This is a genomic window from Haloparvum alkalitolerans, assembly GCF_055381565.1.
In genome coordinates, this window is the sequence record NZ_AP043938.1 from 2,334,952 (window position 1) to 2,360,448 (window position 25,497).

The following is a 25,497-nucleotide window of genomic DNA, read 5'->3' on the forward strand; positions in this document are numbered from 1 at the left end:
AACGGTGGAAGGGTTTTTGCCCGGGGACGGAGTTCCATGGACAATGGCAACCGAGGACGACGCCGCGACGCCGGAGCTGGAGGGGGAGACCGCGGCGTCGGGGTCGGCGACGGAGCCGCTGTCGGCGTCCGTCGGCGCGCGGGTGGGCGAGTACACGTGGGACGACTTCCTCCGCGAGCACGGCCACGAGGCCGCCGCGGACGCCCTCTATGAGCGGTTCGACGCGGCACCGGGCAGCGACCGCTGGGGCGAGGCGGACGCGACCGAGGAGCTGACCGCCGAGGACTGGGAGCGGGCGGGGGTCGACCCCGCGGAGTTCCTGGGGTTCCACCCCGACGAACTCCCCCGGCGGCTCCGGGCCGCGGACGCGGTCGGCGAGTCGCTCCGCGAGCTCTGTGCAGCCCAACACCCCCTCGACCGGACGCCGGTCATCAAGGGCTACTACGCGTGGGAGGATTACAAGAAGGAGTACTTCTACGACGAGGAGGGGAACCCGCCCACCGACGAGGAGGGCAACGAGGAGCCGTTCGACCGCGGCGAGGCGCTCGGGTTCGACCCCGACCGGATCGAGAACGCGCTCGCCGCGGGCGCGCAGGCGGCCGAGGAGACGCTGGAGCTGGAGGACGAGCGGACCGTCGACGTGAACGAGGAGCTGAACGAGGACGCGTTCTTCTCGACCGAGTCGGGCGCGACGACGCTCACGAACCGCTACGACCTCGAGCGGGCGGTGCCGATGTCGAAGAAGTCCCACTTCCGCGAGATCGAGCGCTACTGGGTGAACAAGCCCTACTCGTTCGTGATCATCTTCCACTCCACGAAGGAGAACGAGAAGAAGTACTACGCCGTCCAGCCGTACCTCACGGAGATCGAGGCGGACCTCCAGGAGTACCTCACCGGCAAGCTTCGCACCTCGATCAAGTACTCCGACGAGTCGGTCGCGGGCGGCGACGAGGAACACCGCAAGCGGGTGATCTCCGAGGAGACCTACTCGCTTCTGGACCGGTACGACCTCTACAGCCGCGAGTCGGACGGCGGCGGGTTCGTCAGCGACCTCGCGGACCGGTTCGGCTTCGAACCGACCGAGGGCATCGCGGGCCGGATCGCTCAGTCGCTCGGCTACGCGCCCCCCGAGGAGGACGACGGGGAGATCCGCGGGATCGCGGCGCGCCCGGAGCCCGCGGTGCTCGCGGAGGACGCGGCGACGCTCACGGAGTATCAGGTCGAGAAGCTGCTCTACTTCCTGAAGCGGGACTTCATCGGTTACGAGCGGATCGACCCGATAAAGTACGACATCAACGTGGAGGACATCTCCTGTGACGGGTACGACTCCCCGGTCTTCGTCTACCACTCCGACTACGAGCAGATCATCTCGAACATCTACCACGACCGCGACGAGCTGGACGACTTCGTGGTGAAGCTGGCCCAGCGCTCCGGCAAGGGGATCTCGAAGCGCCGGCCGCAGGTCGACGCCACCCTCCCGGACGGCTCCCGTGCGCAGCTCACGCTGGGCAAGGAGGTCTCCGACCACGGGACCAACTACACGATCCGGCAGTTCAAGGACGTGCCGTTCACGCCGATCGACCTGATCAACTGGAAGACGTTCTCGCTCGACGAGATGGCGTTCCTCTGGCTCTGCATCGAGAACCACAAGAGCCTGATCTTCGCGGGCGGGACGGCGTCCGGGAAGACCACGAGCCTGAACGCTGTGTCGCTGTTCATCCCCTCCAACTCCAAGATCGTCTCCATCGAGGACACCCGCGAGGTCGAGCTCCCGCAGCGCAACTGGATCGCCTCGGTCACGCGGCCCTCCTTCTCGGACGACGACAAGGGCGACGTGGACGAGTTCGACCTGCTGGAGGCCGCGCTGCGTCAGCGCCCGGACTACATCGTGATGGGCGAGATCCGCGGCGAGGAGGGGCGCACTGCGTTCCAGGTCATGTCCACGGGGCACACGACCTACACCACGTTCCACGCCGACTCCGTCGGCGAGGTGCTCAAGCGGTTCACGACCGAGCCGATCAACGTCTCGAAGACGATGTTCACGGCGCTGGATCTGGTCTCCATCCAGGCGTCGACGCGCGTCGAGGGGCACAAGGTGCGCCGGAACAAGTCGCTCACCGAGATCAACCACTACGACGCCGAGAACGACGAGATCAACGTCCAGGACGTCTACCAGTGGCAGGCGGAGACGGACGAGTTCCTCCAGATGGGCGACTCCAACACCCTCGAGGAGATCAAGTTCGACCGCGGGTGGACCCAGGGGAAACTGGAGGACGAGCTGTTCAAGCGCCAGGTCGTGCTGGCGTACCTGATCGACCGCGGGCTCAACACCTACTCGCAGGTCGCGGCGACGTTCCAGGCGTTCATCAACGACCCGGAGACGATCCTCGCGCTGATGGCCAACGAGGGGCTCGAGCGGTCGCTGGAGGACCTCCGCGAGATGGAGTCGGTCCTCATCGACGTGGACCCGGAGAAGGAGGAGATGGTCCCGCGACCGAACCCCGACGAGGAGGGGCGCGAGGAGGCCCGCCGGATCCTCGAGAAGGCCGAGGAGCTGTTCGAGGAGTACCGCGGCGAGATGCCGGACTCGGTCGCGGACGCGCTGCTCGAGGTGACGCCGGCCGCGGACGTGGAGGCGTCCGTCACCGAGGGCGAACGGCCCGCCCTGGAGGGGGCGACCGACGAGGCGGCCTCGGTCGAGGCGGGCGACGACGAGGCGCCGGCGCTCGACGCGCCGGGCGAGGACCCCACCGACGAAAGTGCTTCCGACGAGAGTGACCCCGACGAGGACGCTCCCGATGACGGCGAACCGGCCGTCGATCCGAGCGGGCCGGGGGACGAGGAGGACGACGCGCTCGGTGACGGTGCGGTGGACGGTAGCCCGGGGGCGGACGCGGGGGACGCCGTCGGGTCGGGCGGCGACGACGTGGGCGGCGACGACGCGGGCGACGACGGCGCCGGAAACGGCGGCGCGGATCCCGGCGGCTCGGACCCGTTCGACGCGGACACCGGGGGCATACGCTTCGACGCGAGCGACGGGGACGACTCGCCGACCGTGCTGGGGGACGACGGCCCGGCGGTGCCGGACGAGCCGATGATCCTCGGCGACCCGGAGACGGTCGACGACGGGACGGACGGGACCGATGCCGGCGACGGCGCGAACGGGACCGACGAAGCCGGCATCGACCCGCCCGAGTGGAGCGCCGGAGAAGGCGGCGACGAGGGGGATTCGGCCGCCGACGGGTCGGCCGGGTCCGGGGCGTCCGACGACGGCGGCGGTGGGGACGCGCCGGGGAGCGACGAGGACCTGCCGAACGCCGGCGCGGGCGACGAGGCCGCGGACGTCGACGAGGACGATGAGACCGCGGACGTCGACGAGGACGATGAGACCCCCGACGCAGACGAAGGCGACGGGACCCCGGACGCCGACGAGGACGACGAGGCGGAGATAGACGAGTGGGGCTTCGGCGCGGTCGAGGACGAGGAGGACTGACCGTGTCGGGTCCGACCAGTCGGAGGGGAGCGTCGATCGAGGGGGGGTCGGCGTGAGCCTCGATACGGGCTTCGGCGGCGACGACGCCGATTCGGGAGTGCTCGCGGACGCGTTCTACCCGCTGTTCCAGCTGCTTTTCGACCCCGACGGCGACTTCGTCGCGGACGTGGAGACGAAGCTGACCCAGGCGCGGATGGCGGACACCGTCGAGCTGTACATCTCCCGCGCGCTCGGCGTCGGGCTGCTCGTCGGACTGCTGCTTTGGGTCGTCGGAACGCTGTTCGGCTACGGCATCTTCGCGATCGGGCTGATCACGCCGGAGGCGCTCTCGATCGGCATCCCCGCCCCGAGCGAGGGGGCCGCGGAGCTGATGCGGTCGCTCGTGATGCCCGCCGCGGTCCTGGTGAGCGGGCTGTTCTTCGGGAGCATCGGGTTCGCGATGGGGTTCGGCGGCCTGCTCGCGATCCCCTACTCGACGGCGTCCTCGCGGAAGCGGGAGATCGACATGCTGCTGGCCGACTCCGTCTCGTTCATGTACGCGCTGTCGGTCGGCGGGCTCAACCAGCTGGAGATCCTGCGCGCGATGGCGGGCGCGGAGGACACCTACGGGGAGGTGTCCAAGGAGTTCCGGAGCATCGTCAACGAGACCGAGTACTTCGGCACCGACTACCGGAACGCCATCCGCCAGCAGTCGATGGACACGCCGAGCGACGAGCTGTCGCAGTTCCTGACGGACATGCTCTCCATCGTCAACTCCGGCGGGGACATGGAGCAGTTCCTGAAGGACAAGAAGGACAAGCACATGCGGACCGCCAAACAGCAGCAGGAGATGACGCTGGAGACCCTGGAGCTGTTCGGCGAGATGTACATGACCCTCTCGCTGTTCCCGCTGCTGCTGATCATCATCCTCGTCATCATGAGCATGCTGGGCAACGCCAACGACCAGCTGCTGTACGGCACCGTCTACGTCCTCATCCCGCTGACCGGGGTCGGGTTCCTCGTGCTCGTCTCGACGGTCAAGCAGGACGAGCCGGGCGACGGCATGCTCCGGCCGGAGGGGGGGAGCGAGCGGCTCCAGCAGTCGAGCAAGGAGGGGCTGCTCCACCTCGGTCTCGTCGAGGGGTTCGTCGGCCGCTTCGGCGTCTTCGACCGGATCAAGGACCGCGAGGGGACCCACAAGACGAAGGAGCTGCTGTCGGCGCCGCACCTCTTCTTCCGGGACAACCCCCTCTACACCCTGGCGCTGACGGTGCCGGCCGCGCTCGTGCTCGTCGGGGTCGCCTTCGCGACCGGGGCCGCGCCCGTCGCGGTCGACCAGTGGATCGCCGAGCCGATCTGGAGCACGTTCATCTGGATCTACGTGCCGGCGTACCTGACGCTCGTGCCGCTGGCGTTCTTCCACGCGTGGAACGAGCGCGCCCGCGGCGCGATCACGGGCAAGCTCTCCGACAACCTCCGGAAGCTCTCCTCGGCGAACGACACCGGCCAGACCCTGCTGGAGTCGATCGACACGGTCGCGGACACCTCCTCCGGCAAGCTCGCCGAGGAGTTCGAGATGATGTACGCGAAGGTGAACTACGGGATGAGCCTCCGGGACGCGATGGTGGAGTTCAACAACAAGTACCGGATCCCGCGGCTCGCGCGGACGATCAAGCTCATCTCCGAGGCCCAGGAGGCGTCCTCGCAGATCACCGACGTGCTGACGACCGCGGCCCAGGCCTCCGAGAATCAGGACGATATCGAGCGCGAGCGGAAGTCCCGCACCCGGATGCAGGTGGCGATCATCCTGATGACGTACGTGACGCTTCTGGGCGTCATGGCGATCCTCCAGACGCAGTTCATCGACGTGATGGCCGACCTCGTCGAACAGGGCGGCGGCGGTGGGGGCGGAGGCGGCGCCGGCGGGATGGACTTCGGCGGCGGCGTCGACCCGGACCTGCTGTCGCTGCTGTTCTTCCACGCGGTCACCCTCCAGGCGATCCTCTCGGGGTTCATCAGCGGCTACATCCGGAGCGCGGACGTCATCTCCGGGGTGAAGTTCGTCGTGATCCTGATCACGATGGCGCTGGGAGTGTGGATCTATGTCGGTTGAGGGGGGCGAGTCGGCCCGCGGACAGACGACGCTCGACTTCGCGGTCGGGGCCGGGGTGTTCCTGGTCACGCTCGCGGGCGTGCTCGCGGGCGTGTCGGCGTTCTTCGACCCCTTCATCGGCGTGCAGAGCCAGACGCTCACGGTCGCGGACGCGGGCGCGGCACAGCTCGCTGAGGGGCTGCTCGTCGCGGACGGCGCGGAGCCGGGCGTGTTGAGCGGTCCCTGTACGGTCGCGTTCTTCGCCGCGAACGACAGCCTCGCCTCCGACTACAACTGCACGGCGAGCGGAACGACCGACTTCGCGTCGACGCTGGGGATCGAGGAGTACGGCGCTGAGGTCGTGATCCACGAACCGACCGACCCCGTGACGCAGGAGGCGACCGTCGAGATTCCGGTCGAGGGGACGACACACTCCGTGACGCTCCGCCGGTCGAACGGCGACACCGTCCCGACCGACGTCTCCGTGGCCAGGCGGGTCGTCTCGCTCGACGGGACCATCTACCGGCTGACCGTGAGGGTATGGTAGCCGTGGACCGCGCACAGGCGCACACGCTCGAGGCGTTCGTCGCCGCCCTCCTGATCGTCGGCGCGCTCATGTTCGCGCTCCAGGCGACGGCCGTCACGCCGCTGTCGGCCAGCACGTCGAGCCAGCACATCGAGAACCAGCAGCGGACGGCGGCCAACGACGTGCTCGCGACCGGCGCCGCGAACGGCGACCTCACGGAGTTCGTCCTCCACTGGAACCCCGAGGAGGAACGGTTCAACGGGAGCGGGGAGACGGAACAGTACCCGAACCGGCTCCCCGAGGAACTCGCCTTCGGCGACACCCTCGAGGCGACGTTCGGGTCACATCGGATCGCCTACAACGTCTACGTCGCACACCACCGCGAGGGGCGAACCATGTCCGCACAGCGGGTGGTGTACATGGGGTCGCCGAGCGACAACGCGGTCTCGGCGACGCGCTCCGTCGCGCTGTACAACGACAGCACCCTGACGGTGGACGGCTACGAGAACCGCACGCTGGAGGCGGTCGGCTCGTCGGCGGACGAGTCCTTCTACGCCGAGAACGTCGCGCCGGACGAGCTGTACAACCTGGTGGAGGTGAGGCTGGTCGTATGGCGGATGTGACCGACCTCCGGCGAGGCGACCGCGCGCAGCTGTTCCTCGTCGGCGCGCTCGTCATCGCGACCATCCTGGTCGTGCTCGCGGTGCTCCTGAACGGCGCCATCTACTCGGAGAACCTCGCGACCCGGGGGAGCGGCGACGAGACCTCCGCGGCGTTCGCGGCGGTCGGCGAGGTCCGGGCGACGACGGGCGGCGTCGTCGACGCCGAGAACCGGCAGCACTACGACACCGAGACCGACGTGCTGGCGGCCGTAGAGAACGACACCGAGCGGCTGGACGAGCTGTTCGCGAAGGGGTACGGCCGCCGCGGCGTCGTGATCGAGACGAGGACGGTCGACCGCGAGACGGGGCTCTTCATCGAACAGAACGAGAGCGGCGCCTTCGTCGGCGCGGGCGGCACGCCGAGTTTCACCCTGGCGAAGAACGTCAGCCGGACGCGGTCGTTCGTGTTGCGCGTGAACGCCACGGAGGTCGCGGAGACGAGCGACCCCGCCAACGACTCCTTCGCCGTCTCCCGGAACGACAGCGCCAGACAGGTCTACGTCTACCGGAACGCGTCCGACGGCGGGAACCTCACGGTCGCGGTCGGCGACGCCGGCGACCCGGACCCGACGGTCGTCTGTCGCCCCGTGGCGCCCAGCGGCGTCGTCGCGGTGGACCTCACCGACGGCGCCGTCGACGACCGGTCCTGCGGCCGGTCGCTGTGGAACTCCACCGGCACCTACGACGTGGCGTACGACCGCGGCGACGCGGCCAACGGGACCTACGAGCTGACGGTCGCCGGACCGGTCGACGAGGCCGACGTGGACGACGCGCCGCTCGTCTCGCCGGCCGTCTATGCCGTGACCGTCGACGTCGAGTTCCGCAGCGAGTCGGTGGACTACGAGACGCGGATCCGGGTCGCACCGGGTGAGACGGATGCGTGACGCCCTCGCGCGGTTCGGCGACGACACGCGGGGCGTCTCGGTGATGGTCGGCTACGTCCTCAACCTCGCGGTCGCGGCCATCCTCATCGGGGGGCTGATCACCGCGGCCGGCGGGATGATGGACTCCCGCGCGACGCAGTCCGCGGACGCGCAACTCGAGGTGCTGGGCTCGCAGGCGGCCGCGGAGGTCGCGGGCGCCGACCGGCTCGTCGCCGCGAGTTCGAACGCCTCGACACCGACCGTCGCCGTGCGGATCGAGCTGCCGCGAACGGTCGCGGGACGGAGCTACACCATCGCCGTCGAGTCGAGCGGCGGGACCGACCGCCTCGTGATGACGAGCGACGACGTGCGCGTCGCCCACCGGCTGCCGGCGCTCCGGACGCCGATCGAGGAGGGCCGCATTCCGGGCGGTGACGTCGATATCCGGTACGTCGGCGGGTCGCTGGAGGTGCGGTCGGCGTGATCCGCGACGACCGCGGGGTGAGTGACGTGGTGGGGTACGTCCTCGTCTTCGCGCTGATCACGGCGTCCATCGGGACCGTCTTCGCGGCCGGGCTCGGCGGGCTCGACGACCGCCGACAGGCCGAGCAGGTGAACAACGTCGAGCGGGCGTTCGACGTGCTCCACGACAACCTCCGGGACATCCACCGCAACGACGCCCCGAGTCGCGCGACGGAGCTCCGGCTCGCCGGCGGGACGCTGTCGTTCGCGGACGCCGTTTCGGTCCGGGTCGGCGAGTACAACGAGACGGAAAGCGGTTGGGTCGATCCCGCGAACACGACGAACGCCACGATCAGGCCGGTCCGCTACCAGTCCGGCGCCACCAGCTACGTCGTGGAGGGGGGCGCGCTGTTCCGGGTCGACCGCGGCGGAGAGACGGTCGTCCGGCCGCCGACAATGGTTCGCGGGGCGAACAGGACCGCGCTCGTGTTCCTGAGCACGCGGGCGGCGAGTCAGGGGGCTATCGGCGGGCAGACGACCGCCCGGATCGTCGCCGAGCGCGCGTACCGGTCACACGTCCGGACGGTCAACGCCACGGAGCCGGACACCCACGTCCGGATCGAGATAACGTCGCCGCGCGCGGCGGCCTGGGAGCGGTACTTCGAGCGGACGGACGGGTTCACCGTCGAAGCGGCCGCGGACGGGAGCGTCGCGGTGTCGGTCGAGACCGAGACGGTGTACGTCCAGCGGACGCCGATCAACGTCCGGTTCGACCGATAGGGGGACGGGCGGTTCCGACCGGTCGGGCGCCGCGCGCCGCCGGCCGCTATTCGAGCTCGACTTCGACCGTGTTCTCGCTGATGTGGAGGTACGTGATCGTGTTCTCGGTCGAGGTGAGCTCGATCTGGAACTCCACGAGCGACTCCTCGTCGTAGTCGATCTGGACGTTCCCGCCGACGTCGATGTCGTTCGCGTAGAGCGCGCCGTTGAACTGGAGGTTGCCGTTCGTGTCGATGTTCGCGTCCGGCGCGTAGATCACCGCGTCGAACTGGATGTTCCCGCCGCCCGTCGAGTCGTCGACCACCTGGTCGCCGACCAGGAAGACGTTCCGGTCGGCGTCGACCGACGCGGCGCTCGTCCCGACCCAGGCGCCGCCCTGCGCCTTCAGCGAGCCGTTGACGTAGTAGGTGACGCCGTTATCGGAGCCGTCGACCACCTCGACGTCGTTCCCGCCGATGTCGAAGTCGCCCTTCGTGACGATGTTCACGTCGCCGGCCGAGGTGTTGATGTTCAGGTCGCCGCCGAGGGTCGCGTCGCCGTCGATGTAGTACGTGCCCGCGGTCAGCGTGCAGCCGGCGCTGATCCCGGACGTGTCGATACAGGAGTGCTGGTCGTTGTCGTTGCTCGCGCTCGCGTCGTTGACCTCGTCCTGCAACATACCGTCGACTCCCGGCAGCGGCTCACCCTCCTCAACGCGGTCGTCGGTCCCCGCGTTGCCGTTCTCGTTGTAGTTCTGTTGGGCGGAGACGGCGTTATTGACGGTCAGGTCCTCGGGGACGACCAGTTCAGCGACGACGGTCCGGTTGGCGTCGTGGACCGTCACCTCTCCCTCGGCACGCTGGCGGAAGAACTGCGCCCAGCCCTCGTAGTAGTCGCTCTGGACCTCGACGACGATCACGCCCTCGTCGAGCGGGTTGGTGTAGCTCCCGTTCGGGTAGATGGGCTGGCCGACCGAGTCGCTGCTGATCCGCGCGGCGGCGGACCCCGACGCGGTGTCGTTGCCCGTCACGCGAACGATGGGGAACGTGAGCGTGCTGCTCCGGTAGTGGTACTCCGGCGGCGAGATCATTCGCGACCGGCCGTCGGAGACGGACCAGACGCCCCCGCCCTGGTAGGCGACGCGGTCGCCGTCGTTCTCGTACACGACCGCGCCGAGCGTCGTGTTGTGAATCTCGTCGAGGCTCCCGTTCACCCGGTGGTGGATCGTGACGCTGCCGCTCCCGCCGTCGACCGTCACGTCGCCGCTGTCCAACTGCCCGAAGGGGACGCGCTTCTGTCCCGACTCGCCGAGCGCGACCAGGCTCGCCTTCGAGCCGAATTGGGACATCCCGTTCTCCATGCGCTCCGTCTCGACGTCGGAAGTCGACTCCGTGACGAGCGCGCTCCCGATGCCGACGGAGACGAGGATGACCGCGAGCGAGATGCCGAGGACGAGGATCACCCCGATCGGCTCCGATTGCGCACGCTCGCGGCCGTGTTCCATGCTCGTGGTCACGCCGCCGAGACACATAAGTCTCGCCCCGCCGGTGCGGTGCAGACCCCGAGAGGAAGGCCTTTGCCGGCGTCGGCCGTAGCGGCGGCCGTGAGCGATCGGCAGCCCCCAGATTCGGGCGATGCGCGGTCCTCCAGACGACGAGTGCTCGCCAGCGCGGGGGCGGCGCTGTCGACCGGGCTCGCCGGCTGTGCGGGGATCGGCGTCCCCGGAAGGCGTTCGGAGGAGGGGACGGAAGCCGGGTCCACGACGTCGACCGCGACGGCGTCCGACGGCTCGGCGGACGCGGGATCGGAAACGCCCGTCCACCGAAACTACGACAGCACCGAAGTCGTCGTCGCCGCCCCGGACGGCACGGAGCGGGGCCGCGTGACCGCCGCGATCGCGGACACCTCCGACCTGCGGTTTCTCGGCCTGAGCGACACCGAGCGCCTCCCCGAGGACCGCGGGATGCTGTTCGTCTACGAGGCGGCGGCGGCGCGGACGTTCGTGATGCGCGAGATGGACTTCGGCATCGACATCGTCTACGTGGGCGCCGACCGGCGCATCACCGAGATCCATCACGCGCCCGCGCCCGCCCCAGACGAGGACGGCGAGGAGCAGCGCTACCCGGGCACCGGTCAGTTCGTCCTGGAGGTCGTCCTCGACTGGACGACCGACCGCGGGGTCGAGGTCGGCGACGAGGTCTCGTTCGACTTGCGGTGATGACGGCGTGATCGGATCGAGCGCCCAGCAGAGCACCCATAACCGCATCTGGGAGTTTATTTTTGTCCCTGAGCCTGGGGGGATACCCACACGTTATAGTTGATCGGGATACGTCATTCAACCAATGGTCTCGTCGTCGGATCCGATCCGGGTGCTCGCGATCGATGACGACGGCGAGTCCGTCGGGCTGACGGCGGACTCTCTGGAGCGGGAGTCGGACCGGTTCGTCGTCGAAACGGCGACCGACCCGGACGCGGCGCTCGGCCGGCTCCGCGACGGGCCGATCGACTGTGTCGTCTCCGACTACGCCATCCCCGACACGGACGGCATCGAGCTGCTGGAGGCGGTTCGGGAGTCGCATCCGGAGCTCCCGTTCGTCCTGTTCGCGGACGACGGGAGCGAGGGAGTCGCGGCCGAGGCGATCCGGCGGGGCGCGACCGACTACCTCCGGAAGGAGACCGGCTCGAGCCAGTACGCAGTGCTCGCGAACCGGATCGAGAACGCCGTCACGCGCTACCGCGCGGAACGGGAGGCCGAGGAGCCCCACCTGCGATACCGACGCCTGATCGAGGAGTCGACGGACGTCATCGTGATCGTCGACCCCGACGGGACCTTTCGGTACCTCAGCCCGACCGCCGAGCGCGTGCTCGGGTACGAGCCCGAGGAGCTGGTCGGCGAGAACGGCTTCGACTACGTCCACGAGGCGGACCGCGAGCGGACGATGGAGGCCTTTTCCGCGATGGTCGGCGACCCGGACCGGCGGCCGTCGGCGGAGTTCCGGTTCCGGAGCGGCGACGGAACGTGGACCTGGCTGGAAGCCCGCGGCCGGGACCTGCTCGACGACCCGGCGGTCGGTGGGCTGGTGGTGTACGTCCGCGAGATAACCGACCGGAAGCGGCGCGAACACGCGCTGGAGCGGGTCGCTCGCCGAACGGGCGACCTGATCGAGGCGTCCTCGGTCGCGGAGACCGCTCGGATCGCCGTCGACATCGTCGACCGCGCGCTGGACTCGCCGCTCGCCGGCGTCCATCTGGTCTCCGAGGACGGCCGCCGACTGGAGCGGGTCGCGGCGCTCGACGAGGTCCGCGAGGGCATCGGCGTCCCCGAGGCCTACGGCGCCGACGACGAGGCGACCGACTCGCGGGTCGTGTGGGAGACGTTCCGGACCGGCGAGTCGCGGTACATCGCCGACACGCACACGGTCGGGACGCTCGGCGAGGAAACGCCCTCGCGGTCCGCGGTCGTCTACCCGCTCGGTGACCACGGCGTCCTCGTCGTCTCCCGGGTAGAGCCGGAGGCGTTCGAGGCGATCGACCGCAGCTTCGTGGAGATCGTCGGGCGGACGCTCACGGCGGCGCTCGACGCGGTCGGGCGAGAGCGGGAGCTCCGCGACCGCACCGACCGGCTGGAGCGGCTCCACGAGACGACCCGCGAGCTCATGCGGGCCCCCGACGCCGACGAAGTCGCCCGGCTCGTGGTGCGCGCCGCCGAGGACGTGATCGGATTCCCCCTCGCTACCGTGCGGTTTTACGACGCGGACCGCGACGCGTTGGTGTTGGCGGCGGCGACGGAGACCGCGGTCGAGACCGTGACCCCGCGGGAGGCGTTCGAGCCGGGCGAGAGCCTCAACTGGCGGGCTTACGAGTCCGGAACGGCGCAGGTCCACGGGGACGTCACCGAACGCGAGAGCGACGTCGACCCGGACCCGCCGATCCGGAGCCTCATGGTGATTCCGCTGGGCGATCACGGCACCGTCAGCGTCGCCACGACGAATCCGAACTCCTTCGCGGAGAGCGACGCCTTCCTCGGGCGGCTGCTGGCGACGACCGCCGAGTTGACCCTCTCGCGGCTCGAACACGAGCGGGAACTCGTTCGCCAGCGGGACGAGCTCGACCGACAGAACGAGCGGCTCGACGGCTTCGCCAGCACGCTGACCCACGACCTGCGGAACCCCCTGAACGTCGCGACCGGTCGGCTGGAGCTCGCGCGCGCGGAGTTCGAGGGCGACAGCGAGCACCTCGACGCGGTGGCGCGGGCGCACGACCGAATGCGGACGCTCGTGGACGACGTGCTCGCGCTCGCCCGCGACGGCACGCGCATCGAGTCCACCGAGCGCGTGGCGCTGGCCGAGGTCGTCGAGGCGTGCTGGGAGGGGGTCGACACCGCGGACGCCAGTCTCCGGGTCGAGACCACGCGGGAGATTCGGGCCGACGAGGGCCGACTCCGCCAACTGCTGGAGAACCTGCTCCGGAACGCGGTCGACCACGTCGGCCCCGCGGTGACGGTCACGGTCGGCGACCTGTCCGACGGTTTCTACGTCGCCGACGACGGCCCCGGGATCGACCCGGCCGACCGCGACCGCGTCTTCGAGGCGGGCTTCTCGGACGAGTCGTCCGGCTCCGGGCTGGGCCTCCACATCGTCCAGCAGATCGCCGAGGGCCACGGCTGGTCGATCGAAGTGGGTGAGAGCGAGGACGGCGGCGCGCGGTTCGAGATCCGGACCGGGTAGGCCGGGGAAGCGGGGACGGAGTCCCCCTCGGTGACGGATTGAAGAAAAGTCTATACGGCTGCCCGTATTCGGTCGCCGCATACGTGATGAGCCGCAAACAAGTCGAGTGGATCGACGAGAAATTCTCCCGGACCCGAGCGGCCGGCTCCGGCATTGTCGAAAGTGAAGGCGACGACGATGGCGCGGTCGAGGACTCTCACGCCGGGTCGGTTGCTCCCGCCCCAACCGTTACCATCGGCGCGGACGAACGGTCCGGTCTCACACCTGTCTAACGCATGCAAACCGCACTCACCTACCGGACGAACCGCGACCTGTTCTCGAACCATTATCTTGACGAACACCTCCCCGAAACGGAGGCGTGGAACGAGGTGAGCGAGGCCGAACTCGAGGAGGCCCGCGAGGAGATACGAGACCTGTGGGAGGAACAGCGGGGGACCGTCGCGGAGCGGACCGAGTCGGGCCTCGAGGAGAAGTTCATCCGGCCGATGTTCCGGAAGCTCGGCATCCCCTTCGAGGTCGAGGAGACGGTGCAGCGGGGCCAGCGCCGACCGGATTACGGCTTCTTCCCGAGCGAGGAGGTCGCTCGGCAGGCGTTCGACAACAAAAACGAAGGCGGCGACTTCTACGAGAACGCGGTCGCCGTCGCGGACGCTAAACGCTGGGGACGGCCGCTCGACACGCGCGGGAGCGGCGAGCACGAGCGCGACTTCGAGAACCCGAGCTACCAGATCCACGTCTACTTACAGGAGACGCCCGCCCGCTGGGCGGTGCTGACGGACGGGAAGAAGTGGCGGCTCTACTACGGGCCGACGAGCCACCGGCTCGACTCCTACTACGAGGTGGACCTACCGACGGTCCTCGAGGAAGGTGATCTGGAGGACTTCAAGTTCTTCTACCTCTTCTTCCGGCACGAGGCGTTTCTGGAAGATGCGGGCGGCGACTGCTTCCTCGACGACGTGTACGACGAGTCCAACGTCTTCGCCCAAGAGTTGGGCGAGGACCTGCAGGACAACATCTACGAGGCGATCAAGGTGCTCTCGGAGGGGTACCTCCAGTATCCCGACAACGATCTCGAAGAAGCGGATCTGGACCTCGTTCACGACGCCTCGCTCATCTACCTCTACCGCCTGATCTTCGTCCTGTACGCGGAGGCGGAGGGGCGGAACCTGCTGGACACGGACAACGAGATTTACGAGGAGTCGTACAGCCTGAACGCGCTGAAACAGGAGGTCGCCGCGGAACTCGACAGCGGCGATCCGAAGTATCACGACTGGCAGGACGACCTGAGTTCGCGGCTGGAGGAGCTGTTCGCGCTGATCGACCAGGGGAGCGAGTCGCGCGGGATCCCCGAAGATGACCTACACATCCCGGCGTACAACGGCGGGCTGTTTCGGACGGACCCGGACGAGGACGACGACCCCGAGGCGCAGTTCCTGGCGGAACACACCGTGGGGGACGCACACCTCGCGCGGGTCATCGAACTGCTCACGCGGAGCCGGCGGGCCGAGGGCGGCGGGAAGATCTTCGTCGACTACTCATCGCTGGATGTCCGCCACCTCGGCAGCATCTACGAGGGCCTGCTGGAGTACCAGCTCCACGTCGCGGACGGACCGATGGCGCTCGACGACGGCGAGTACGTCGCGGCCGCGGAGGGCGACGATGGTGACGCGGTCGCCGTGGAGGAGGGAGAAGTCTACCTCACGACGGGCAGCGGCGAGCGCAAGGCGACGGGGTCGTACTACACGCCGGAGTACGTGGTGGAGTACATCGTCGACGAGACGCTCGGGCCACTGGTCGAGGAGATCCGTGAGGACCTGGTCGGGCAGACGAGCTACCGGAAGGGCGACGAGGAGGCGGGGACGTTCGCGGACGAGTTCGCGGAGCGCGTCTTCGACCTCAAGATCCTCGACCCCGCGATGGGGAGCGGCCACTTCCTCACGAGCGCGGTCGACTACCTCGCCCGCGAGATCATCGACGCGCAGGAGAAGCAGGCGGCACAGGAGGGGATCGAGACGGTCGAGGAGGACCACGACATCAACTGGGCGCGTCGGAAGGTGGCCCAGCGGTGTATCTACGGCGTGGACCTGAATCCCCTCGCGACCGAGCTCGCGAAGGTCTCGCTGTGGCTCCGGACGCTCGCGGCCGAGCAACCGCTCGCCTTCCTCGACCACCACCTGAAGACCGGGAACTCGCTGGTCGGGAGCGACATCGAGGACGTGCTCGCGGACGGCGAGGAGGACGCGGACGGTGAAGTCGGTACCGAGGGCGGGGGCGAGGTCTCGGACGGTGCCGCGACCGCAGACGGGCAGGTCACGTTCACGCAGTTCTTCGACCACGCGCGCCAGGAGGCGCTCGCGCACGTGATGGACCGGTTCGCGGACCTGCTGTCCATCGACAACGAGACCCTCGCGGACGCCAAGGAGATGGAGGACGTTTACGACGAGGTCCGCGAGGACCCGCTCTATCGGCACCTGCTGGCGATGGCGAACGTCCACACCGCCGACCGGTTCGGCCTCGACGTGCCCGGCGACGCCTACGAGCGCATGGCCCGCGCCCTCCAGCAGAGCGCGTGGGACAGCATCGAGGAGCAAGACTGGTTCAAAAGTGCGCAGGCGATGGCCGACGACGAACAGTTCTTCCACTGGGAACTGGAGTTCCCCGTCGCGTTCTACGACGCGGACGGCGACCGCATGGAGAACGCGGGCTTCGACGCGGTGATCGGGAATCCGCCGTATATACGAAGTCGAAACCTACCTGATGAACAAAAGGAGTACTACAAGTCGAACTACGCTACGGCAGAGGGTGCATTTGACATATATATCCCATTTATAGAACTCGCTGCGGAGATCAGCGATTTAAACAGTTACATCATACCAAATAAATGGACTACGACGGGTTACGGTGAGAACCTCCGTAGTCTCCTTCTTGAAGAAGTCGGCATACACTCGATAACGGATGTTTCTGTTCAGGATGTGTTCCCTACTGCGGACATCTATCCAGTTATTTTACAGACACGTGGAGTGCCCACAGACGTTGTCAGTATCCGGAAGCCAAGGACGGACGAGGGATTGAATGACCTCGTCTCAACAGACATTCGCAGGGAGACGATCCAAGATATCGGTGGGATCATCCCAGTTAATCTGGACCCGGCGGTAGAACCACTCGTATCTGGTATTCTTGAGAGGTGTGCTCGGTTAGGTGATTATGTCGAAATGACCGAAGCCATCCACACAGGAAATGTTCGAGAGAAATTAATAGTTGATGAACCGGTTGACGACACCTGCGAAAAACTAGTAGACGGAAAATCAATCGATCGCTATCTGGCAGAATGGAGTGGCCAATACATCCGGTATGATGAATCACTGATCGATAGTGACAATGGGGAATATGGCGACCTTCGTGATCGAGATTTATTCGACAGAGATGGAAAATTATTCATCAGGGACATAAGCTATCGGCCGGTTGCTGCATTTGACGCACGAGGCCTTTTTGCCCTGAACACCTTGTATAGCGTTACCCCAGAAACCGAAGAAGTTCCTTTGAAGTATCTTTTGGCGGTTTTTAACTCTCAGTTCGTCAATTCATATTATCGCCAGATCTACGGAGGGACTCACGTTAGTGGTGATTATCTTCGATTTAAGCCGATGTTTAGTCTCAGGATTCCAATTCCTCTCCCTGAAACTGCCCGCCAATTGTCGGTCAATGATGAGGAGAACGCACTGCAAGCCCTCGAAAACGCAGCAGACGACATTTATGAAGCCAAACAACGGAAAACCGATCTCAACCTCGACCTCCTCGACTACCTCGGCAACTACGAAGACGGCCCGAGGCTCCCGGACATCGGGCTGTTCCAGCCGGCCGCGTCGGGGGTCCTCGACGCGACCGCAGAGGACTACGAGAAGCTCCGCGTCGGCGACGTGCGCGCCGAGCGCGACGGGACGGCGGTCACGGTCTCCGCGACCGCGCGGTACAAGCCGGAGGACGAGGACGCCCACGAAACAGACACCTACGGCTACACCGAGACCGACTATCTGGAGGCGTTCACGCTGCTGGACCTGTCGGAGACCGAGGCCGCGCTCGTGGAGGCGTTCGTCCCGGTCGCGGTCGACGAGGCCGGCGGCTTCGCCGGCTTCCGCGACAACGCGACGAAGACGAACTCTCCGCTCGACCGCCTGAAGGCGATGACGCTGCCGGACCCCGAGGACGTGGCCGCGGATCTGGACCGCTACGTCGAGACGAAGGAGCGCGCCGAGGAGTTGGACGCGAAGATCGAGAAAACGGACGCGCTCATCGACGAGATCGTCTACGACCTCTACGACCTCACCGACGAGGAGATCGAGATCGTGGAGTCCGCGGTCGCGGACGACTGACCCCGAACTCGCCTTCGAGGTGGTGGACACGGCAGCACGTCTGTGGCGGGTCGGCGGCGTCTGAGACCGGCACCCGGGCGGCTCGCGGAGCGGCCGCGGTCGCCCAAACCCTTATTCGGCATTCCGCACGTATGTATCCGTAATGGCCACGTCGACGAGAGACGGCGACGACCACGAGGACGAGATCCGTCTCTGGCGCGAGGACGACTGGTGGATCGCCAAGGACGTCGAGACGGGCGTGACGACGCAAGGCGAGTCACGCGCCGCCGCGCTGGAGAACCTCGACGAGGCGGTCGCGCTCCACCACGGCGAGGCCGGACGCGAACCGACGGCCGCGGAACTGGAAGCCCTGGGGATCGATCCCGAGGCCAACACGACGGGCGACCGGGAGCCGCCGGACGTACTCGACTGAATGGGTAGACGAACCTTCTCGGGCAGCGAGGTCGCAACAGTCCTCGTCAACGCGGGCGGTTTCGAGTGGCGACGGACGACCGGCGACCACGCGCAACTGTACTACCGCCACCCGACGAACGAGGACGACCGGCGCCACGTCACCGTTCCCTTACACGACGAACTCCGGACAGGGACGCTCCGCGAGATCGCCGACGAGGCTGGCGCGCGCGACTTCGACGCGTTCTGCGACTGGATCGATCGCAACGCCTGATCCCGGACCGACGCGAACTCGGCGACGAGAAGATCGAGATCGCGGAGTCCGCGACCGCGGACGATCCACGCCCGCCCCGGGACGACTCCCCGACCACGACGAGGATTCATCCGTTTCAGACCCCAAGAACGGCGTTTGTGACAATTTTCCCGCATAATCCATATAGTGCTAGAGATGATTTAGCACACCATGCCAATATGTGGGAACTGCAACCAATACGAACTGACACGAAACGACTGGTTCTGCCGCCACTGCGGCGACCGGCGGGAGACCTGCCCCAGTTGTGGGGCGTCGATGGGCACGGAGGAGTGTGGGTCCTGCGGGCAGCCGCGGTACGGTCCCTGCACCGAGTGCGGCGAACTCACGCCGGTCAACGAGGACGCGTGCCGACAGTGCGGGTACGACGACGTCGAGGCGGCGCGGAGCCGGTCGTGGAAGTTCGTCGCCGCGGGGGTTCTGTTGGGCGGCGTCGGGCTGTTCGTACTCCCGGCGGTTCTCGGCACCGTTCTCGGCTACCTGTTCGGCATCCCGATGCTGCTCGTGGGGGTCATCGCCGCCGGGCTGGGGACGTTCGAGCTGTTGGCACCGACGAGGACCGGGCCGGTCGGCGAGATCGGCCTGAGCATCGGCGAGAAAGAGCACATGTCCGAGGAGTACAGCAAGCAGCTGACGAAGGACGCGGTCGAGGCGGTCGGTACCGCCGCGGCCGCCGGCGCGAGCGCGCTGGACTCCTACGCGGAGTACAAGGAGGACAAGCGGGAACGTGAGCAAAAGCGGGAGGCGGCACGCGAAGCCGAGCGCGAGCAGCGGGCGATCGAGCGGGGCCGGCAGCGGATCGAGGACGCCGCCCGGGAGGCGCGGGAGAGCCACCTCACCGTCCTGTGGGAGATGAACTGCGAGGGGTGCGGGATCCCGTGGCTGACCACCCAGAACCGGCACCTCGTTCGCAACGACGAGTTCGACACGGTCGGCTTCACGGTCGTCAACGAGGAGGAGTGGAACTACATTCAGGACAGGGTCCGACTCCAGTGTGACGCCCCCGACTGTACCCGGACGGCAACGTTCACGAAGGACAGCCTCTGGGACCCGTGACTCGCCGCGGGGAGCGGCACCTGATCGGACACCTCCGGTCCGCGATCGCGAGCAGGCGCTCGGCCATCCGCGCACCGTGGACGCCCGCGCGCCGTACCTGCAGCTCGGCCGCGAGCGAGCGAAACGCCTCGTACCGGGAGTCACCGGCATCGGTCGTCGCCATGCCCGGGACGCGGTCGGCCACCGGGAACGGCCTGAGCCACGGGCGCGCCGGAACTGAACGTGAAGCGGCGCGCCGAGATCCGATCGGTGTTCGTGATCATCCGCTCTACGCCGACTTGCCGAGTCCCGTGGGATGGATGACCGACCGGCATCGCCACCGAGAACTTATCCCGGAATACGCGGGTACACTGCCGCAACCACGATGTCGGAACCTCGGACACGAGAGCCACCGGTCTCCGGTACAGGCCGTCCTCCTCGGCGCGTTATCGACCAAGCAGTCGTGGAGCGTGATCGGAGGGCGGGCACCGGGACTACCCCGGGTGGAACTGATGGCGACTGACATCGCCGTTGCCGTACTGGAGATCAGCTCGGTGTTTCTGAGTCTCCTCTTCGTCGCTCTTCAGTATCTCTCCCGTCAGATCACCGGCGAACTGGTGTCGCAGGGACTGCTGATGACGGCCGCGGAGGGTGTCGCGAACGCGTCGCTGTTGGTTCTCGCATCCGGGTATCTCGCATGGATACTGCTGGTGGTCAACCAAAACGACACCCTGGTATCGTTGATGGTCGCGCTGTTGCTGATTGCGTTCGCGTTCATCGCGGCCGCGATTCGAGAGACCGCGAAGGAACTCGCGGATTCCCTTGCGGAAGGAAATGGCGACGCAAACCATAACACCGAAGACGAGAAATCTACGGACGAGGAAGACGACTTATGAACATCAACAACTTCTGGATGACCGCGGGCGAGTTCGACCCGTACAAGGTACTCATCTGGGGTGGGCTGGCTCTTACGCTACTCGTCGGCTTTGCGCTTCTCCTTGGCTGAGCGACTGCTCTCGTTCTCACTCTCGACGCCACATGCGGCTGGGCACGTTTCGTGTCGTTCCTGGAGTGAACAGTACGCAACACCAGCGATGGTTCGCTCCGTCGTAACGCGACCGGACGGAGACGAGGTCCGACCCGACGGGAGTACAGAACGGTACGTGGATTCGCGTGGTTGGGATCCTGCCTTCGTCCGCGCGAACGCTCACGCTCGTCAGTTCTTCACTGCGTTCAGAAATGGACTCGGTGGGATTTGAACCCACGGCCTTCCCCGTGCCAGGGGGATGATCTACCACTGATCTACGAGCCCGCGTTCGCATCCACACGTATCCCGGGTTGAGACATAAGGCCTTCGACTCGTCGGCTCCGCGGGACGGAACCGCACGCGGGCCGGGGGCTGACCGCGGGTCCTCCGGCCCTCAGATCCGGTCCGAGTCGACCCGCACGTCCAGCGAGACGGGGCGGCCGCTCCCCTCCAAGTCCGCGACCGCGCGCTCGACGACGCGCTCGGCCTCCTCCTTGATCAGGGGGATCGCCTTCTTGAGCACCCAGTCGAACGACGCCAGCGGCGGGAGGTCCACGGCGTCCGCGCTCGCGGAGTCGGGGTCGAACCGGATCTCGAGGCTAACCTCGCAGGCGTCGATGGCGGCCGCGTCCGGGTCGGCGTCGTCCGGGAGCTTGATCGCCGCGTCCGCGGTCTCGGGGTCGACCGTCGTCGACTCGATGCGCCAGCAGCCGTGGGCGTCGATGTCCTTCGTCACCCGCCAGTCGATGCGCGTCGGCTTCTCGACGTCCGTGACCGCCGAGCGGGCGGTGTAACCGAGCTTCCACCACGCGAACCGGAGCGCGTACTCGGTCCCCGGCCCGCCGTCGCCCCGTAGCCGCTCCACGCGGTCGAGGTACTCCGAGTACCGGTCGTACCGCGGGAAGTCCAGCAGGAACTCGTAGACGTCCGCGGGCGCCGCGTACACCGTCGTTCGCACGACGAGTTCGTCCACGACCGGCGTTCTCGCCGCTGCGTGTTAAACCCGGCCGTCGCGGTCGCACGCTCGTGTCCCTCCAGCGGTCGACCGAATCCGTGCGCGACCGACCGCGATCCGCCGCGGTCGACCGAGGCCCGGTCGCTGTCGATGCCGACCCTCTCTACCCCTCGTGACCGGGACCCACGACATTCGGTCACGTGGTTAGGCCGGCCTAAAGATCGACGGGGTTTTATTTGTTTAGGGTGGCCTAAACAGTATGACCGACGACCGCATGCGGAGACGGAACGTCCTCACGACCGGCGCCGGCGTCCTCACGGCCGCGTTGGCCGGCTGTACCGGAGGAGACGGCGGATCGACGGCGGAGCAGACGGAGACCGGCGCCTCCGGGGACACCGCGACGGAGGGGACCGCGGCCGAGGAGACGGCGACCGACGCGGACGACTCGTACTCGGTCTCGATGGCGCCGGTCGGCGAGGTGACCTTCGAGTCGGTGCCCGAGACGTGGGAGACGTACTTCCCGGGCTACGCCGACATGGGCGTCGCGCTCGGGCACGGCGACGGGCTGGTCGGCCTCGGGAACATCGGCCGCTACCACACCGACGCCTACGACGAGCTCGACGGCGTGAGCGTGGACAAAGACGGGATCACGCAGGTGCTGGGCGACAGCGGCATCGACCGGGAGATCTACTACGAACTCGACGCGGACGTCCACCTCACCGACCCGCAGTGGCTGACCAACAACGGCTTCTTCGGACTGGAGCAGGAGGACATCGACGAGGTCGCGTCCAACGTCGCGCCGTTCCTCGGGAACACCGTCTTCCGCCGGACGGACCCGTGGCACGACTACCGCTACTACACCCTCTACGAGACGTTCGAGAAGGTGGCCGAGGTGTTCGACGAGCGCGAGCGCTACGAGGCGTTCGCCGAGTTCCACGACGAGGTCGTCGCGGCGATCCAGGCCGACCTGCCGCCCGCCGACCAGCGCCCCAACGCGCTGTTGACGTTCGGTGCGGGCAACGAGCCGGAGCAATTCTCGCCGTACCGGCTCAGCGACCAGGGGACGAACAAGAAGCAGTGGCACGACCTCGGGCTCTCGGACGCGCTCGCCGACACCGGCATCGACGGGCTCTCCACCAGCGAGCGCGGCCAGATCGACTACGAGACGATGCTGGAGGTCGATCCGGACGTCGTCCTCGTCCGCGGACACGAGGACAAGACCGCCGAGGAGTTCGCCGACACCGTCCTCGCGTTCATGGAGGGCCACGACGTGGCCAGCGAACTGACCGCGGTGCAGGAGGGGCGCGTCTTCCGCGGCGGCCCGATCTATCAGGGCCCCATCCAGCACCTGTTCAACCTCGAGCGCGCTGCGACGGCCATCTTCCCGGACACGTTCTCCGGGGAGCTGTTCGACCGCGACGAGCTCGCGTCCATCATCACGGAGGAGCCGTGAACGGAACCGGCACCTCCAAGACCGGCTCGACCCGACGCGGCTACCTCCGGCGGAGCGCGGCCGCCGTGGCCGCCGGCGGGCTGCTCGCCGGCTGTGCGGGCGAGGACGCGCCTGCGGACGACGCGGACTCGACCGCGGACGGGACCGCGACGGACGCCGCGGACGCGACGGCGACCGACGACGCCGACTCCTGGGGCGCCTCGCTGGCGCCGGTCGGCGAGGTGACCTTCGAGTCGGAGCCCGAGAGCGTCGCCGTGTACGACCTGCTCCACGCGGACCTGGCGGTCGCGTACGGCCGCGCGGACGCCGTCAACTCGCTCGGCTTCGACGCCGCGGTCGACGGCGCGACGCTGTCGGCCTACTACGAGCGCCTCGACGGCGTCGAGACCGACTGGGGTGACCTCGCGCAGCTCAACGACGGCAACTCGGGCGTCAACGTGGACGCCGAGCTGCTGTACGAGCTCGACTCGGACCTTCACCTGATCGACCCCGCGCTCGTCACCTCCTTCGACGGGTGGGAGCGCGAGGACACCGCCGAGATCGCCGACAACGTCGGGCCGTGGTTCGGCAACTACTTCAGCCGCACTCACGGCGAGCCCCCGGCCGCGTGGGCCGACGCGTACGAGTACCACACCGTCTGGGAGACCGCGGAGCGGGTCGCCCCGGTCTTCCGGGCCGAGGACCGTTACGAGGCCCTCGCCGAGGTCCGGGCGGACCTCCTCGCGACGATCGAGGAGGGACTGCCGCCCGCCTCGGAGCGCCCCACGGTCGCGGTGACCATCTTCATGGACGGGACCTTCTACCCGACCGCGGCGAACGCGCCCGGCTACGCGACGGCCCACGTCCGCCCGTTCGGCGTCGAGGACGCGTTCGCGGGCGAGGAGATCACCTTCGAGACCAGCTACGACTACGAGGCGATGCTGGAGTTCGACCCGGACGTCATCCTCCACCCGTACGGGCTGGCCTCCTACTACTCCGTTCCCGACGTGCGGACGACCCTTTCGGAGCACGCGGTCGGGAGCGAGCTCACGGCGGTCGCCGAGGACCGCGTCTACCCCTCGGGCAACCCGATGCAGGGGCCGATCGTCAACCTGTTCCAGACGGAGATGACCGCGAAACAGCTGTTCCCGGAGCGGTTCGGCGCGTGGCCGGAGTACGACGGCGGCCCGTACCCCGAGATCCCGGCCGAGGAGCGCCTGTTCGACCGCGACCGCGTCGCGGAGGTGGTCGCGGGCGATGTCTGAGGCCTCGGGCGAGGCGTCCACGTCCGCCCGCGGGCGCGCCGCCGGACTCCTGGAGGGGTTCGACGGCTCGCTCGTCCCCGTGATCGTCGCCAGCACCGCCGTGGTCGTCTTCGGCGGCCTCGTGCAGGTGAGCTTCGGGACGTTCTCGATGACGGTGACCGAGGCGTGGCGGGCCGTCCTCGACCCCGACATCTGGGGGCATCCCGGCCTGCTCGCGGAGTTCTTCCTCGGCGACACGGTCGGCGGCGCGCTGGCCGCGCAGTTCGGCTGGACGACCGACGTGGAGCTGGCCCACGAGACGATCATCGTCTGGACGGTGCGGTTGCCCCGGGTGCTCGTGGCCATCCTCGTCGGCGCCAACCTCGCCATCTCCGGCGCCATCTTCCAGGCGGTGACGCGCAACGAGCTCGCGAGCCCGTACATCCTCGGCGTCTCGTCGGGGGCGGGGCTCGCGATCCTGCTCACGCTGGTCGTCTTCTCCGGGCTGACCGCGTTCCTACCGATCCTCGCGGCGCTCGGCGGGACGACCGCGTTCCTGATCGTCTACGTCATCGCGTGGAAGGGCGGTACCTCGCCGGTACGCCTGGTGCTCGCCGGCGTCATCGTCGGCACCGTCTTCCAGTCGCTCCAGACGGGGATCTTCTTCTTCGCGGACGACCTGGGCGTGGTCCAGTCGGCCATCGCGTGGACGACCGGCTCGCTGACGGGGACCGACTGGGAGCAGGTACGGCTCGCGCTCCCGTGGACGCTGCTGGCGACGGTGCTGGCGCTCGCGGGCTCGCGACAGCTCAACGTCCTGCTGCTCGGCGAGCGCACCGCGCGCTCGCTCGGGATGTCCGTCGAGCGCGTGCGGTTCGCGCTGTCGGCGGTCGCCATCCTCGCGGCCGCGGCCGCCATCGCCGTCGCGGGGATCGTCGGCTTCGTCGGCCTCATCGTCCCGCACATGGTGCGGACGCTCGTGGGCTCCGACTACCGACAGCTGATCGTCGGCTGCCTGTTCGTCGGGCCGGCGCTGATGGTCGGCGCGGACGTCGGTGCGCGGCTCGCGATGGACCCGGTCCAGATCCCGGTCGGGATCGTCACCGGTTTGGTCGGCGGCCCCTACTTCCTCTACCTGATGCGCCGGCAGGAGCAACTGGGTGACCTGTGA

At 67.9% G+C, this 25,497-nt stretch carries 19 protein-coding genes and 1 tRNA gene; 17 read left to right on the plus strand and 3 right to left on the minus strand.

Annotation, left to right across the window (positions count from 1 at the left end; translation table 11 throughout):
- The first annotated feature begins 43 nt into the window (after positions 1-43).
- Genes ACZ432_RS13935 through ACZ432_RS13965 form a run of 7 tightly spaced genes read left to right on the plus strand, consistent with a single transcriptional unit; the run spans position 44 to position 8,857 of the window.
- Positions 44-3,493, plus strand: a complete 3,450-nt coding sequence (locus ACZ432_RS13935) for a type II/IV secretion system ATPase subunit (protein ID WP_426961837.1) — start codon at positions 44-46, stop codon at positions 3,491-3,493.
- A gap of 52 nt (positions 3,494-3,545) precedes the next feature.
- The gene (locus ACZ432_RS13940) at positions 3,546-5,585 is read left to right on the plus strand and encodes a type II secretion system F family protein (protein WP_426961836.1); all 2,040 of its coding nucleotides are present in this window, start codon (positions 3,546-3,548) and stop codon (positions 5,583-5,585) included.
- A complete protein-coding gene (locus ACZ432_RS13945) occupies positions 5,575-6,111 on the plus strand; it encodes a DUF7287 family protein (RefSeq protein WP_426961835.1) in 537 nt (178 codons plus the stop codon). Before ACZ432_RS13940 ends, ACZ432_RS13945 begins: the two co-directional genes overlap by 11 nt.
- Positions 6,105-6,713 carry a DUF7288 family protein gene (locus tag ACZ432_RS13950; protein WP_426961834.1) on the plus strand — a complete coding sequence of 203 codons (609 nt, stop codon included), beginning with the start codon at positions 6,105-6,107 and terminating at the stop codon, positions 6,711-6,713. Before ACZ432_RS13945 ends, ACZ432_RS13950 begins: the two co-directional genes overlap by 7 nt.
- Positions 6,701-7,636, plus strand: coding sequence for a DUF7261 family protein (locus ACZ432_RS13955; RefSeq protein WP_426961833.1), 936 nt, complete (start codon positions 6,701-6,703; stop codon positions 7,634-7,636). The genes ACZ432_RS13950 and ACZ432_RS13955 overlap by 13 nt, the downstream gene beginning before the upstream one ends.
- Complete coding sequence (locus tag ACZ432_RS13960) at positions 7,629-8,099, plus strand: DUF7266 family protein (protein WP_426961832.1); 471 nt, start codon at positions 7,629-7,631, stop codon at positions 8,097-8,099. Before ACZ432_RS13955 ends, ACZ432_RS13960 begins: the two co-directional genes overlap by 8 nt.
- A complete protein-coding gene (locus ACZ432_RS13965) occupies positions 8,096-8,857 on the plus strand; it encodes a DUF7289 family protein (protein WP_426961831.1) in 762 nt (253 codons plus the stop codon). The genes ACZ432_RS13960 and ACZ432_RS13965 overlap by 4 nt, the downstream gene beginning before the upstream one ends.
- Positions 8,858-8,903: 46 nt before the next feature.
- Here ACZ432_RS13965 and ACZ432_RS13970 read toward each other — a convergent pair whose 3' ends face one another.
- Positions 8,904-10,340 carry a DUF7289 family protein gene (locus ACZ432_RS13970; RefSeq protein ID WP_426961830.1) on the minus strand — a complete coding sequence of 479 codons (1,437 nt, stop codon included), beginning with the start codon at positions 10,338-10,340 and terminating at the stop codon, positions 8,904-8,906.
- Between the two features lie 99 nt (positions 10,341-10,439).
- On the opposite strand from ACZ432_RS13970, the gene ACZ432_RS13975 reads away from it, so the two are divergent.
- From ACZ432_RS13975 to ACZ432_RS14005, 7 genes are all read left to right on the plus strand, one after another.
- The gene (locus ACZ432_RS13975) at positions 10,440-11,054 is read left to right on the plus strand and encodes a DUF192 domain-containing protein (RefSeq protein WP_426961829.1); all 615 of its coding nucleotides are present in this window, start codon (positions 10,440-10,442) and stop codon (positions 11,052-11,054) included.
- Between the two features lie 124 nt (positions 11,055-11,178).
- Positions 11,179-13,563, plus strand: a complete 2,385-nt coding sequence (locus ACZ432_RS13980) for a receiver/sensor box histidine kinase (protein ID WP_426961828.1) — start codon at positions 11,179-11,181, stop codon at positions 13,561-13,563.
- Between the two features lie 275 nt (positions 13,564-13,838).
- Entirely contained in the window at positions 13,839-17,933 is a 4,095-nt protein-coding gene (locus ACZ432_RS13985) for an Eco57I restriction-modification methylase domain-containing protein (RefSeq protein ID WP_426961827.1), read from the plus strand.
- A 142-nt stretch (positions 17,934-18,075) separates the two neighbouring features.
- Positions 18,076-18,345: a type II toxin-antitoxin system HicB family antitoxin gene (locus ACZ432_RS13990; RefSeq protein ID WP_426961826.1), complete on the plus strand. Its 270-nt coding sequence runs from the start codon at positions 18,076-18,078 to the stop codon at positions 18,343-18,345.
- The gene (locus ACZ432_RS13995; protein ID WP_426961825.1) at positions 18,346-18,597 is read left to right on the plus strand and encodes a type II toxin-antitoxin system HicA family toxin; all 252 of its coding nucleotides are present in this window, start codon (positions 18,346-18,348) and stop codon (positions 18,595-18,597) included. It abuts the gene before it with no gap.
- Positions 18,598-18,891: 294 nt separating this feature from the next.
- On the plus strand, positions 18,892-19,689 hold the full coding sequence (locus ACZ432_RS14000; protein ID WP_426961824.1) for a hypothetical protein: 798 nt from the start codon (positions 18,892-18,894) through the stop codon (positions 19,687-19,689).
- Positions 19,690-20,180: 491 nt separating this feature from the next.
- Positions 20,181-20,564, plus strand: coding sequence for a hypothetical protein (locus ACZ432_RS14005; RefSeq protein WP_426961823.1), 384 nt, complete (start codon positions 20,181-20,183; stop codon positions 20,562-20,564).
- 344 nt (positions 20,565-20,908) lie between these two features.
- On the opposite strand, the gene ACZ432_RS14010 is transcribed toward ACZ432_RS14005, so the two are convergent.
- Positions 20,909-20,980: transfer RNA gene (locus ACZ432_RS14010), tRNA-Ala, on the minus strand.
- Between the two features lie 109 nt (positions 20,981-21,089).
- Complete coding sequence (locus tag ACZ432_RS14015) at positions 21,090-21,668, minus strand: SRPBCC family protein (RefSeq protein ID WP_426961822.1); 579 nt, start codon at positions 21,666-21,668, stop codon at positions 21,090-21,092.
- Between the two features lie 241 nt (positions 21,669-21,909).
- Between ACZ432_RS14015 and ACZ432_RS14020 the strand changes: the two genes are divergently transcribed.
- Genes ACZ432_RS14020 through ACZ432_RS14030 form a run of 3 tightly spaced genes read left to right on the plus strand, consistent with a single transcriptional unit; the run spans position 21,910 to position 25,497 of the window.
- A complete protein-coding gene (locus tag ACZ432_RS14020; RefSeq protein ID WP_426961821.1) occupies positions 21,910-23,103 on the plus strand; it encodes an ABC transporter substrate-binding protein in 1,194 nt (397 codons plus the stop codon).
- Positions 23,100-24,347 (plus strand): ABC transporter substrate-binding protein, encoded by a 1,248-nt coding sequence (locus tag ACZ432_RS14025; RefSeq protein WP_426961820.1) that lies wholly within the window; start codon positions 23,100-23,102, stop codon positions 24,345-24,347. Before ACZ432_RS14020 ends, ACZ432_RS14025 begins: the two co-directional genes overlap by 4 nt.
- Positions 24,340-25,497: a FecCD family ABC transporter permease gene (locus ACZ432_RS14030; protein WP_426961819.1), complete on the plus strand. Its 1,158-nt coding sequence runs from the start codon at positions 24,340-24,342 to the stop codon at positions 25,495-25,497. The genes ACZ432_RS14025 and ACZ432_RS14030 overlap by 8 nt, the downstream gene beginning before the upstream one ends.

Bases quoted from the DNA above. Each gene is read 5' to 3' on its own strand.
- ACZ432_RS13950 (WP_426961834.1), top strand. From the start codon at position 6,105: ATGGTAGCCGTGGACCGCGCACAGGCGCACACGCTCGAGGCGTTCGTC.
- ACZ432_RS13985 (WP_426961827.1), top strand. From the start codon at position 13,839: ATGCAAACCGCACTCACCTACCGGACGAACCGCGACCTGTTCTCGAAC.
- ACZ432_RS13960 (WP_426961832.1), top strand. From the start codon at position 7,629: ATGCGTGACGCCCTCGCGCGGTTCGGCGACGACACGCGGGGCGTCTCG.
- ACZ432_RS13935 (WP_426961837.1), top strand. From the start codon at position 44: ATGGCAACCGAGGACGACGCCGCGACGCCGGAGCTGGAGGGGGAGACC.
- ACZ432_RS13970 (WP_426961830.1), bottom strand. From the start codon at position 10,340: ATGGAACACGGCCGCGAGCGTGCGCAATCGGAGCCGATCGGGGTGATC.
- ACZ432_RS14005 (WP_426961823.1), top strand. From the start codon at position 20,181: ATGGCGACTGACATCGCCGTTGCCGTACTGGAGATCAGCTCGGTGTTT.
- ACZ432_RS14020 (WP_426961821.1), top strand. From the start codon at position 21,910: ATGACCGACGACCGCATGCGGAGACGGAACGTCCTCACGACCGGCGCC.
- ACZ432_RS13980 (WP_426961828.1), top strand. From the start codon at position 11,179: ATGGTCTCGTCGTCGGATCCGATCCGGGTGCTCGCGATCGATGACGAC.
- ACZ432_RS13995 (WP_426961825.1), top strand. From the start codon at position 18,346: ATGGGTAGACGAACCTTCTCGGGCAGCGAGGTCGCAACAGTCCTCGTC.
- ACZ432_RS14030 (WP_426961819.1), top strand. From the start codon at position 24,340: ATGTCTGAGGCCTCGGGCGAGGCGTCCACGTCCGCCCGCGGGCGCGCC.
- ACZ432_RS13945 (WP_426961835.1), top strand. From the start codon at position 5,575: ATGTCGGTTGAGGGGGGCGAGTCGGCCCGCGGACAGACGACGCTCGAC.
- ACZ432_RS14000 (WP_426961824.1), top strand. From the start codon at position 18,892: ATGGGCACGGAGGAGTGTGGGTCCTGCGGGCAGCCGCGGTACGGTCCC.
- ACZ432_RS13955 (WP_426961833.1), top strand. From the start codon at position 6,701: ATGGCGGATGTGACCGACCTCCGGCGAGGCGACCGCGCGCAGCTGTTC.
- ACZ432_RS13990 (WP_426961826.1), top strand. From the start codon at position 18,076: ATGGCCACGTCGACGAGAGACGGCGACGACCACGAGGACGAGATCCGT.